7 protein-coding genes are annotated in these 12,370 nt (G+C 63.0%); 2 read left to right on the top strand and 5 right to left on the bottom strand.

Annotated features, from left to right (window positions below):
• Window positions 1-173 precede the first annotated feature (173 nt).
• Window positions 174-1,130, top strand: a complete 957-nt coding sequence (trxB, locus tag Y706_RS0119975; protein ID WP_028277980.1) for a thioredoxin-disulfide reductase — start codon at window positions 174-176, stop codon at window positions 1,128-1,130.
• Between the two features lie 37 nt (window positions 1,131-1,167).
• The gene (trxA, locus tag Y706_RS0119970; RefSeq protein ID WP_028277979.1) at window positions 1,168-1,494 is read left to right on the top strand and encodes a thioredoxin; all 327 of its coding nucleotides are present in this window, start codon (window positions 1,168-1,170) and stop codon (window positions 1,492-1,494) included.
• Window positions 1,495-7,783: 6,289 nt separating this feature from the next.
• Here the strand turns inward: trxA and Y706_RS0119965 are convergent.
• The 5 genes from Y706_RS0119965 to yidC form a co-directional block, all read right to left on the bottom strand.
• Complete coding sequence (locus Y706_RS0119965) at window positions 7,784-9,016, bottom strand: ParB/RepB/Spo0J family partition protein (protein ID WP_028277978.1); 1,233 nt, start codon at window positions 9,014-9,016, stop codon at window positions 7,784-7,786.
• A 67-nt stretch (window positions 9,017-9,083) separates the two neighbouring features.
• Window positions 9,084-10,151, bottom strand: a complete 1,068-nt coding sequence (locus Y706_RS0119960) for a ParA family protein (protein ID WP_275450894.1) — start codon at window positions 10,149-10,151, stop codon at window positions 9,084-9,086.
• Between the two features lie 87 nt (window positions 10,152-10,238).
• Window positions 10,239-10,889: a 16S rRNA (guanine(527)-N(7))-methyltransferase RsmG gene (gene rsmG / locus Y706_RS0119955; RefSeq protein WP_018775676.1), complete on the bottom strand. Its 651-nt coding sequence runs from the start codon at window positions 10,887-10,889 to the stop codon at window positions 10,239-10,241.
• Window positions 10,890-10,905: 16 nt separating this feature from the next.
• Entirely contained in the window at window positions 10,906-11,496 is a 591-nt protein-coding gene (locus Y706_RS0119950; protein WP_028277976.1) for a Jag family protein, read from the bottom strand.
• Window positions 11,496-12,370 (bottom strand): membrane protein insertase YidC (gene yidC / locus Y706_RS0119945; protein WP_028277975.1); only part of this gene is annotated, 875 nt, incomplete at its 5' end. The genes Y706_RS0119950 and yidC, both read right to left, overlap by 1 nt.

The following is a 12,370-nucleotide window of genomic DNA, read 5'->3' as shown; positions in this document are numbered from 1 at the left end:
GGCCGGTAATCCTGGGGCGTCTCCGGCCCCGGCCCCGGCAAACCGGTACCCTGAGTAGTGGTGTTGCTCCGTGACGCCCATTTCGGCCGGAATATTCAATGCCCGGCAATAGTTGTGCCATGTGGCCGGCCATCGAGGCGGGCGCATCGACAAAGGAAGAGGTTCACCGTTCAGTGAGCAACGCAGAAAACACTGCCTCCGAAGTACGTGATGTCATCATCGTCGGCTCCGGCCCGGCGGGCTACACCGCAGCGGTGTACACGGCGCGCGCGAACCTGAAGCCGCTGCTCCTGGCAGGCTCGGTTACGGCCGGCGGCGAACTGATGAACACTACGGACGTGGAGAACTACCCAGGGTTCCCCGACGGCATCATGGGCCCGGACCTGATGGAGAACTTCGAGAAGCAGGCCGCCCGTTTCGGCACGGAGATCCAGTTTGAGGACGTCACCGATTTGGACCTCGACGGCGACGTCAAGACGGTCACCATCGGCACGGGGGAGACCTTCAAGGCCCGTTCTATCATTCTTTCCACCGGCTCGGCCTACCGCGAGCTCGGCTTGCCGAACGAGAAGAGGCTTTCGGGCCACGGTGTGAGCTGGTGTGCAACCTGCGACGGTTTCTTCTTCAAGGATCAGGACATTGCCGTTATCGGCGGCGGCGACTCCGCCATGGAAGAGGCCCTGTTCCTCACCAAGTTCGCCAAGTCCGTCACGGTGGTCCACCGTCGCGATGCCCTCCGCGCTTCAAAGATCATGGCTGACCGCGCCTTGGCCCACGAGAAGATCAACTTTGTGTGGAACACCGGTGTGGAAGACGTGTTGGGACAGGACAAAGTCACCGCATTGCGGTTGAAGAACCTGGTGGACGGCACGGAATCCGAACTGGCCGTAACCGGAGTGTTCGTGGCAATCGGAAACGATCCCCGCACCGATCTGGTTAAGGGCAAACTCGAGCTGACCGCAGAGGGAACCATCGCCGTGGACGGCCGCACCTCGAAGACCAGCGTCCAGGGCGTCTTCGCTGCCGGCGACGTCATTGATCCGACCTACCGCCAGGCCATCACCGCCTCCGGTTCCGGATGTGTGGCGGCTCTCGACGTCGAGCACTACCTCGCAGATTTCCACGCCTAATCGGCGCGCAGCAACCAACGGAAGAGAGACAAAGGTTATGAGCAACGCAAAAGACGTAACGGACGCCAGCTTCAGCACTGATGTACTGGCCTCCGAGAAGCCCGTCATTGTCGATTTCTGGGCCGAATGGTGCGGCCCCTGCCGCAAGCTGGGTCCGATTCTTGACGAGATTTCCGTCGAGTACAGCGAGAAGGTTGACGTGGTCAAGGTGAACGTTGACGACAACCCGGCCATCGCTGCCGAGTACGGCATCACCTCCATCCCTGCCGTCTACCTGTTCCAGGGCGGCGAGGTCAAGGGCACCGTGATCGGCGCCCGGCCCAAGCAGTTCTTCGAGAAGGAATTTGCGGACGTCCTGTCCTAGGCCGACCGAAAGTGGCCCCCGCTTCTGGCGGGGGCCACTTTTTTGTTGTGCTCCAAGGCCATCGGTCGGGGAGTGGGGCTGGGCGGACACGCCATAGATCTGCCATAAACAGTGTTGCAACCTTGGGTGGCTGTCTATCGTCATTGTTTTTTGTCTGCTGGCTGACAATTCTCTTGGCTGCTGCCGGCTTGTGGAATGGGCCATCCCTCGGCCGGCGAACTGCTATTCGTGCTGACAGGCACGGAAGGTGTTTCGCCGTTGCGTACGGGACACCACCGTCTTGTTTCACGTGAAACATGGTGATCGCGGCGCTCCACCTAGCAGTTACTGCGCCGTGTGCGCCCGCGCATAGAAGAGAACGGTTTCCGGTCAGGACATGCCACTCGATTTCCGTTGCCTTCGTGGTCACGGCCGGGCGTCGTGTCGCCAATATTCCAGAGTGGGTGACCCACATTCCGCCGAAGCGCCATACGTAACGTCACACAATGGTGTTTCACGTGAAACATCCAATTCTTGAAGGGTCAGCAAATTTGACGCGGCTTTGGGGATGAGTCCGGACTCTAGATGCGCTCCAAACATTCTTTGTCCACCGCAGGGGAGTCGAGGGTGGAGGCCGCGCTCATACCAGGAGCCCGGTCTTCTGACGGGAAGGCATCCACCGATACTGCCGTAAGGGCGGCGCAGTACCCCCACTGCCGCCCCGAGATCGGGCAGCCCCCGCGTCAGCGCAACACGCCATGACTACTCCTGCACGTCCGCCATGGGTCTGGGGAGGGGTGGGGGCCGCCAGGGTCCGCGGCGAAATAGTACTGGGCGACGGATGACCACGACTGCACTTGACTGCCCCACCGACACATATTCGTCCATTTTTCCAGGAACGGCGATCAGCGCCTGCCAGTCATTACCAGGTGTAACGACCGGCCGGTTCGGACACTGTTTCACGTGAAACAGTGTGTACGTCGCAGGCCTCCGAATTGTCCCGCCCACCTCCGCCGTACCGATATTTCACGTGAAACACCCATGGTCGCAAGCCATAAATCGCAACCGGAAGAAATGATAGTTGACTCTTAGATAGACTATTGGTGTCGCGCCTCAGCGTGCCCAGTTCCCCAGGGAGGGAGGTCGACGGGACGCAAAGGTGCGCTTGATGGCCTTTGTCTCCCTGCTGGAAGGACACGGCACATCCTTGGCTGAGCGACCCCAAGGTCGTTTATGCGTGCCGGTGACCGCCATCATTCCTGGCCCAACGCTCGCAGCGGCACCGCCGGCTGCGACCCACCTTCCGCACACCAGACAGGATTGCGGGCAGATCACCGGATCCAACCCCGTCCCAGCATCTCCCGGACTGCCTGGTTTCACGTGAAACATCACAGCGGACCAGGAACAGCCTGCAGCGAGGCAGACCCAGACTCACCTCTGTAGCCACGATGGGGGTACTGCCGGCAGCCCCTTCAGGTCTCTGCGAGCCGCCGCGAGTGTGGACATGCGAAACAAGGTGCCTCTGAAGCGGCGCGCCGTACGCCCCAGAACGGGCGGGGAACTTGCTTGAGCTCAGGCCGGAGCGTGGGGCAGAGTGCTCATGTGCGCTCTCGGCCGCCCGCCGACGACCAAGGGCCTATGTTGTCTGATTTGAGAGCGAACCGACGATCAATTTCGTATCGCTGCGGCAGTCAGTCAGCGAATGAACACGCCCCGCCGCCGTTACCGCCGGCGCAGTTCCCGCACTCTGCGTGGCGTAGGACGCACGGACCGGACCTGCATTCCATGGGGCAACCGGCCAATCAGAGGGCCCGGCCCTGAGGCGATTCCACCGGTTAGGCCCCCACTTTATTCAATTCATGGCGCGTCTCGACAGTTGCTCCTCTGCTCCTCTGCGCCTCCGGTCCGCGTCCAATTCGCCTTGCCCGAGGCTCCGCTCGTCTTGTCCAGGGTTCCTGTCCAGGGACCCTACGGCGGCAGCCAGGGTCAAACGCGCAGTGCCTGTTCACAGTTCATGGGCTGATCGGTTCATCAAACACCATCCCCGTTCGGCGCGCGGCATGATCATGTCCCAGCTGAACAATGCCCACTCTCTCCGCCCCGGCCCGCTTCGGTCTCAGGCACCACTCAAGCTGCATTGAGCTTGCCCAAACTCCTGTGCTGTCTGCAGCCGGGCGCCTCTATTCCGCTCTAGAGGGCAGCGGATTGAGCCGGCTCCTGTGTCCCCGAGGTGGGCCAATTCGATATTCGCGGAACAAGAAGATCGCGCGCCTGTTCTCATGAAGGCTTGTTCTCATGAAGGTTGGGACCCCTGCCCTGCCAGTCGCGGCGCAGCAGGTTCGACTCCATGGCGGCCAGACCGAGGACACCAGGTCCAGCCACGAACCTGCCCCCGCCCCGGCAGGCGCCGCAACCGCCGCTGCCCTTTATGGATGTGCTTCGAGCCCTCGGCATCTGTCCGCAAATCGCCACACTCATAGTGACACCGTGCATGCCTTCCGACTGTCACTACACGAGCCATCACGACCGGCATCCTGGGCGCCGGGCGAAGGCCAGCGGCGGCCGATACAAGCGCATTCCCGGCCCGTCCAGCGGCCACAGAATACGGAGCTCACTCGATATCCACGAGTTTCTCCACAGAAGTTATTCACACTGTTATCCACAGGCGCTGAGAGATTATTCACATGCCCTTTCCTAGTGGGCCGCCGAGGGCGGTCGCCCCTCCGAACTGGCTATCTGACCAGCCACCCATCGTGCCAGAGACATGTCCTGGACCCCGGTTAAGAACTCCGGCTCGCTATCACGGCAGAGAGCGTATATCGCCGAATAATTAACCATAGAACGTCGATTTAGTACATCTTCGCGAATGCTTCGACCATCGTCGCTGAACACCATGATCATGTTTCACGTGAAACGGACTGGGAGCCCGGGAAGGACGCTCGGGGCCGTTGTCACGACGGCAGCTCGCCCAAGAATCTGGCGTTCCGAACGGGCTGCAATCAATCACTAATCCACAAAGTTATCCACAGCAATATCCACCGCTCTATCCACCGCCCCATCCACCGGCCGCTGGCTAAAATCCGAGCCGGGAACGGCCACACGAATCCCGCCTGGATGCACCATTGACCTGCAGTGAAGTTCACTCCGGACGTGTCATCCCGAGGCGGCCGGGAACTGCAAATCCACGTGGGTCGAACCAAAACCCTTCGAGCGCCGGGACCGCCAGCGTGCCATTGCATCGCCCGACGCGCCGGCCGAAGCCAGCCTGTTCCACAGCGCCAGGCGGACCTCAAGAGAACCAGGGGAGCGGAGCCGTTACCCCAAGGAACTCTTCCATCCCACGTCCAGGGAACGCCTTGCCCTCCCAAGATGCGACGACAGCACCCGCCGGACTCGATGAGCTTGGCCGGGCAGCTCACATTCTCTCTGAGCTCGGAGTCCCTGTCGGGCCTCACGCCCTCGCAGGGCCTGTCTGGCCGATCATCCTTCCACGCCGGTCCGCGGACCCGCCGTGTCCGTTGGCCGATGCAGACACGAAGAGGCTCGTCGACCGGGTGTTTGCCATGCGTTGTTTGCATTGGGACTGCACTGGTCCTGTTCCGACTGAAGCATTGCCGGTCGACTTGGGGATTCGGATGAGGGAGGCGCCGGACTGCAAAAGCGGTCGGCCCCGTCGTGCCGGCACTACAGGCAACTGCGTCCTGGTGCCCGGGGGCGACGAACCTGGCCGCCCGAAACACGCTGGTCCGGGGGAGCGGACCCGGCCCGGGTAGCCGTGTAGTTGGACATGCAGCAGCTCGGCAGCTTCCCTCTGGTGCCGGCTGGATGCCCACACAAAAAACCATCCCGACAGTTCCGGCCAGGCTGAATCCGCAGGGAAGGCGTGGTTGACGCCTGGGACTAATCGGTACGACGCCGGCCCTACTTCACGTGGGCTCCGCTTCCCTTCTCGCGGGTGCGTCGCGTGGCCTGAGCTTCTGCTGGAGGACTCCTTCCAACCAGTCTGCAGCAGGGTCAGCCAATGTGCAGCAGTACAGGACCTGCGCTGCACTCTCATCAAGCGGGTACCGGCAAGCCGGCAGGCGCCGGCAGCGGCAAAGCGTGGGGGCCCAGGTGTCCGGTGCGCGATTACGGATGAGGGGTGCCGTGTCCGGGGTGCCGGGAAAGCCCCACACAGGGCCATCTCGGCCATTGGATAAGGCGTCGGGCTCGCCGGAGGAAGCTGAAGAATGCGACAGGAACAGCACGCCCGCTGAGGCCCTCAGGGAGATCAGGCATGCCTCGCACGCCGGCATGGCACATGGCGCATGGTTACAGCTGGATGCGGCGACGGGACTGCAGCAGTACATTGGCGGTCATGGCACCCGGCTACCTGGGTGGGGAGGATGCGTGTCAGGGCCCCGGTTCCGGTTGCCCGGGTCCCGGCAAACTGACAGGCACAATCAAGTACTGAATGCGGAACCTAGGACGCGGGGGCAACCCAGAGAAGGGGGGTGAACAGCAAACCGGCGGGGGAGTCGAAGGACGCAGACATCCGCAAAAAGGAGGCAACTCCGGTCAGCTTCCGCTGTCACAGTCCCACAAGAGACCTCTGCCCGCGCGATCGAAACCACCTACTTTCTGCGGCACCGACGCCAGATCACCCTCCCTATCACGGCCCGCGTCCATTCCCGCGCCACGGTCGGCGTCCGGCCTGCACCGTCGCCCTCGTCCCGATCTGCACGCCAAGCTCGGCGGCCAGGTCTGCACCGTCGCCCTTGTCCCGACCTTCGTCCACGCCCGCATCAATACCTCTGTCCAGGGTTCGTTTCGAGGCGCGTGTCGGATACCTGCTTCAACCGTAACCACCGGAACGGCCTACAAATCCATCGCCGAACCCGACGAAGCAGGTAGCTGACCAGCCTGCCGGCCTCTGCACGAACTCAGGGTTCACCCAGTTCAATTTTCCTTCACGGAGGGTGCCTTCACGGCCCGATATCGTAAGCAGCGGGAGAGTGCCGCGGGCCTCTGCCAAGAGGGGACAGTACCGCATCAGGGCATCTCAAGGCGTGCACGGCTTCAGCTGCGCTCCAGTCGGCTTCGCCTTCCCTCAGTCAACCTTGCGGCCACACAACGCAGCAGCGGCGCCGTATGTGCCTTTCAGCGGTGCACAGGAGCGGGTGATCCCGCAGAGACTGGCAACGGTACAACAGTCGCTCCGAGGTTCGGCTGTGGCTGCGGCGAGCTTGCACCGTCGCCAAGCGGCAGCCGCGCCGTAGTGAGCCGCTTCCCCTGCTTCGCACCGGCATGGATGAATGTGGTCGCATAGCGCACCCGCGGCCGGCCCGGCCGCCAGGGAAAGGTGGGCTATAGCTGCGGGCAGACCCCCTTCAAGGGGAGGCTGAACCGTCATGACGCAGACGGTGCACCCTTGGTCAAACGACGGCTTTCGGTCGGCATCCCCAGTCGACCGGCATTGCCATGATCACGGACGGCGCAGTCGCAGCGCCGGATCGCCAAGTCGCAGGCAGACATGCATGGACGGGGATGCAGTCCAGCTGCCGGAGTGACGACAGCGCATCGGTCTCCAGCCGGTGGCCGGATTCTTCTGCCCTTTTGTGTCCTCACCTAGGCGCCCGGCCTGCCTGGCGTTCGATGGGGCAAGGTGCAGATGCGCGGCCCCGTTTCACGTGAAACATTGATGGACCAGTCCCTCTCAGCTGTTCAGTGAGCTCTGGGAGGTGGCGAAGATGGCTGTAGCTGAAAAGTGCGATCGCAGCGGCATCGACAGAGGGGGGCCTTTCCGCATAAAGGAGAACTGTACAGCTGCCATTTCACTCGGTGTAGCCGTTCCATGCAATCAGAAGCTCCACCCACGAAGCGCAACAGAGTGGACGGTACGGCCACCGGAAACCCATCGGACTCCACAACAGGATGCTCAGCAGAAAGCTCCGTCCCAGTCTGGGACATCCGCCTGCCCAGCACCAGCCCGTCGTTCCGCACGTGTGTCTCGGTCTCGCCGAAGTAGATCCGGCGATACTGACAATTTCCACAGAAAGACCACGGCGCTGCGTTCGTCCCACTCCCGCAGCCGCAAACCGAGAGAGCCCCGGGCCAGGACGAACGCGAAAGAGTCAGCCGGAACTCGTCGGCGGCACAGGTGCCGCCGCCCGCAAGACTCCTGCAGGGGCGAACACGACAGCGCCGAACCCGACACCACCGAATCCACCGGCACCGAATTGGCCGGCACCGGCAGCATCGGTAGAGACAAAAAAGGGAGGGTCTGTTTCACGTGAAACAGACCCTCCCGGAGAACCCAGCGAGTCGCGACCTAGCTTGGCGCTCCCGGCGTGAGGACATCCATGATGCGGTTCAGGTCCTCGACGCTGGCGAACTCAATGCTGACACGCCCCTTGCGGGCACCAAGCGAAATCTTGACATTAGTATCGAGGCGGTCAGACAGCGACGACGCCAGGTAGTCCAGTCGCTCGTGGCGCGCTCCCGCCCGCGGGATGTTGTTCTTGGCCGGCGAGGCGGGGCTCTGATACAGTGTCACAGCTTCTTCGGTCGCCCGGACCGACATGCCCTCTGAAACAATCTTCTGCGCCAGGCGTTCCATGGCCGCGGCGTCAGGAAGCGCCAAGAGTGCTCGGGCGTGCCCTGCGGAGATGACATTTGCCGCGACCCGGCGCTGCACCAGCGGGGGCAGCTTCAGCAGGCGCAGGGTGTTGGAAACCTGGGGCCGCGATCGCCCGATCCGGTCCGCCAGCTGCTCGTGCGTGGTGCCGAAGTCCTCGAGCAGCTGCTGGTAGGCCGCCGCCTCTTCGAGCGGATTCAGCTGGCTGCGGTGCAGGTTCTCCAGCAGCGCGTCGCGAAGGAGGTCGTCATCGGTGGTATCACGGACAATCGCCGGGATAGTTTCCAGACCCGCGGCCTGTACTGCACGCCACCGTCGCTCGCCCATGACGAGCTCGTAGGGTTCGCCACCCTCTTCGGTTGAGGTACGGACCACAATTGGCTGGAGGACCCCAATTTCCCGCACGGAGTGCACCAGCTCCGCCATGTCATCCTCATCGAAGACCGAGCGGGGCTGCTTGCGGTTGGGATGGATGTCCGTGACCGGGATTTCGGCGAACCTGACTCCGGGCACCTCTACGAGGTCAACAGTTCCCTCGTCGCCGTGCTCGGGCGAGGAATCAAACGTCAGCTGTTCGCCGGCGTCGGACGCGGCCGTCTTGGCAGCAGCGGGCGCCGGCTTGGAGGCAGCCGACTTTCGGGCGGGGGTTTTCTTGGTCACGGCGGCAGCAGCGCCGGTGGCTTCAGTGGTGTCAACCGTGAGATCAGCGGAATCGTCGGCCTTGAGGGGTGTGGACTTCGGCTCCTTATCCCGCGTGGCAGTGGCGTCCGGGAGCGGCTCGGCGTCGGAGGTCTTTTTTCGGGCTTCAGGGAAGAAGAGGTCCACGGGCCGGGATGGGGCAGCGCCGTTTCCGGAGGCGTTTGCCGCGGCGGAACTTGGAATGAGTGCGCCAAGTCCACGGCCGAGGCCGCGTCGCTTATCGCTCATGGATAAATCCCTCCAGTGGAAGAGCCGGGATTCACCTGGCTCTGGTTAGTGCAATTCTTGAAAGATTCTAACGTTCCGCGATTTCCGCGGCGGCTTCCAGGTAGGACAGGGCGCCGCTGGAAGAAGGATCATACGTCATGACAGTTTGCTGGTAGCTCGGCGCCTCGGAAATACGGACCGACCTCGGCACCACAGCGCCGAGCACCTGCTTCGGGAAGTGCTCCCGGACCTCGGCTGCCACCTGGGCGGCGAGGTTGGTGCGGCCGTCATACATGGTCAGCAGAATCGTGGACACAACCAGATCAGCGTTCAGGTGCTTCTGGATCATCTCGATGTTCTTCAGGAGCTGGCTGAGGCCTTCGAGGGCGTAGTACTCGCACTGGATCGGGATAAGGACTTCGCCTGCCGCGCAGAACGCATTTACCGTCAGGAGCCCGAGGCTCGGCGGGCAGTCGATGAAGATGTAGTCCAGCCGCTCCTCGCCATTCTTGGCGCGCTCCTTGGAGTACACATCGATTGCGCGGCGCAGCCGCTGCTCGCGGGCCACCAGGCTAACGAGTTCAATTTCGGCACCGGCAAGGTGGATGGTGGCGGGCGCACAGATCAGGTTGTCGATGTCGGGGCACGGGGCCACGACGTCCTTCAGCGGGACATCATTGATCAGCACATCGTAGATGCTGTCGACATCGGCGTGGTGCTCGATTCCCAGGGCGGTGGAAGCGTTGCCCTGCGGATCGATGTCGATGACGAGCACGTTCAGGCCAGCGGCCGCCAGCGCGGCGGCGATGTTCACGGTCGTCGTGGTCTTGCCGACGCCGCCCTTCTGGTTGGAAACGGTGAAGATCCGGGTTTTCTCCGGTTTGGGGAGCTGCCGGCCGAGCAACCGCTCGCGGCGCTTGTTTTCGTGCGCGAGTTCGCGGGCGATGGGACTGGAATCATCGATGGAATCCAGCACGTTCCCCGTGTGCGGAAGGGATGTTTCACGTGAAACACCGGCCATCCCGGTCGTCTTCGCAACCGAAGCCGTGTGATTTCCGGAGTAGTCAAAAGCTACTGCAGGAGCCGTAAACGCCCGTGCGGACCCCAGGGACACAAACGGCGGGATCCGTTGTGTGGAGGCTTCGCTACTGCTCACTATGACACGCTCACTCTCATTCGGCTCTTACTGCCGGTTACTAGCCTAACCTCTTCCCCTCAGACTCCCCGGGCACCGGGGCCGGTGCTAGGTAATCTTTTGAGGCTTGTTCACTACGATTCGCACAACGGTGGTGGGTTCCTCAAGCAGGTCTTCGCCCACCACCACCACGGACGTCTGAATGCCGCCCAGTTTGCGGATAACCTTGGCGGCTTTTTCGATTTCCTCGCCGGCGCTGCGTCCCTTGATGGCGACGACTTCGCCCTTGCCGGCCAGGAGCGGAATGGTCAGCCCGGCGAGATTGGACAGCGCGGATACGGCGCGGGCAGTCACGACGTCGGCGTTCACGAGTCCCACTGCGAGTTCCGCGCGGGTGCGCATGATCGTGACGTTCTCGAGGCCAAGATCATCCACTACCTCCTGGAGCCAGATGACGCGGCGCTCCAGTGGTTCGATCAGCGTCAGTTCCAGATCCGGCCGCGCAATGGCCAGGCACAGGCCAGGCAGGCCGGCGCCGCTGCCGACGTCGGCGACATGGCTTCCATGGGCAATCTGGCTCTCGATGACGGCGCAGTTAAGCACGTGCCGGCTCCAAAGCCGGGGCACCTCGCGGGGCCCGATCAGGCCCCGTTCGGTCCCGGACGTCGCCAGGTGCTCGACATAGCGTTTCGCCAGTTCCAGGCGGTCGCCGAAGATGGACTCTGCTGCCTTGAGTTCCGGGGCGGTAATTTCAACCATCAAGCTAGTCAACGGTTCAGTCTGCGGAGACAACGATGTGCCGGTCGGCGCCTTCGCCTTCGGACTCGCTCACGAGTCCCAAATCAGCGACGGCGTCGTGCACGATCTTGCGCTCGTAGGCGCTCATAGGAGCCAGGGCAACTGCCTCACCGGAATCCTTCACAGCGGCGACGGCGTCTTCAGCGATCTTCTGCAGGTCGCCGGCACGCTCGGCACGGTAGCCGTTGATATCCAGCACCAGCCGGGAGCGGTTTTCCGTCGCGGAGAGGACCGCGAGCCGCGTGAGCTCCTGGAGGGCCTCAAGGACTTCGCCGTCACGGCCCACCAGGCTGTCCAGCCCGGCGGCTTCCTCTTCGGCGACGATCGAGATGTACGTGCGGCCGTTGCGGACCTCGATGTCGATGTCGCCATCAATGTCCGCGATATCCAGCAGTTCCTCGAGGTAGTCCGCAGCGACGTCGCCTTCTTCTTCGAGGCGGCTGGCGGAAACACTCTTGCCGGTGCCGGCGTCCGCACCCTGTGACGAGTCGTCGGCCGCGCTCAGGGCGTCGTCCCGGTCCTCGTCAAACTCGGCGGAAATAGCGTGTTCGGTGCTCTCGGCGGACATTACTTCCTCTTCCTGTTCTTACGTTGCGGCTGGACGCGCTGGGTCTTGGCTTCGACGGCGGCCGCGGCGGAGGCTTCGGCTGCCTCGGCGTCGACCTTCTTGCCGCCCAAAAGGGGCAGGGCGGGCAAGCCCTTGGCTGCCCGGCGCTCGGCGAGAGCCTTGGCCGCCGGCGATCCCGGCGTAGGCATCCGGCGGATCACGAAGAACTGCTGTCCCATGGTCCACAGGTTGGTGGTGGTCCAGTAGATCAGGACGCCGATGGGGAAGTTAATACCGCCCACACCGAAGACGACCGGCAGGATGTAGAGCATCATTTTCTGCTGGCGCATGAACGGGCTGGCCAGGGCCTCTTCGGACATGTTCTTGGCCATAATCTGCTTCTGCGTGATGAACTGCGAGGCCGTCATGGCCAGGATCATCACGATGGAGAGGATCCACACCGACATCTGGTTCCCGCCGCCGCCGTGGAGCAGGGAGGCGGAGAGCGGGGCACCGAAGATGGTGGATTCGTCGAACTGCTTGACCTGTTCCGGGCTCATGGCGCCGATGCCATGCCCGCCCGCCTTAGCCGAACTGATGCCGGAGAGCACCTGGAAGAGCGCGAAGAAGAAGGGCATCTGGATCAGCATGGGCAGGCAGGCCGAGAACGGGTTGGTGCCGTGCTTCTTGTACAGCGCCATCTGTTCCTGCGCCATGGCCTGGCGGGAGAGCTGGTCCGTCTTGCCCTTGTACTTGTCCTGCATTTTCTTCAGATCCGGCTGCAGCAGCTGCATCCCGCGCTGGGCCTTGATCTGCTTGACGAAGACGGGAATCAGGGCGGCGCGGATGACCAGCACCAGCCCGATGATGGCCAGGGTCCAGGTCCAGCCGCTGG

The sequence above is a fragment of the Arthrobacter sp. I3 genome (assembly GCF_000520575.1).
Lineage (GTDB): Bacteria > Actinomycetota > Actinomycetes > Actinomycetales > Micrococcaceae > Arthrobacter > Arthrobacter humicola_A.
Note: the sequence above shows the minus strand (reverse complement) of the source record. Positions and strands in the feature narration are given on the sequence as shown.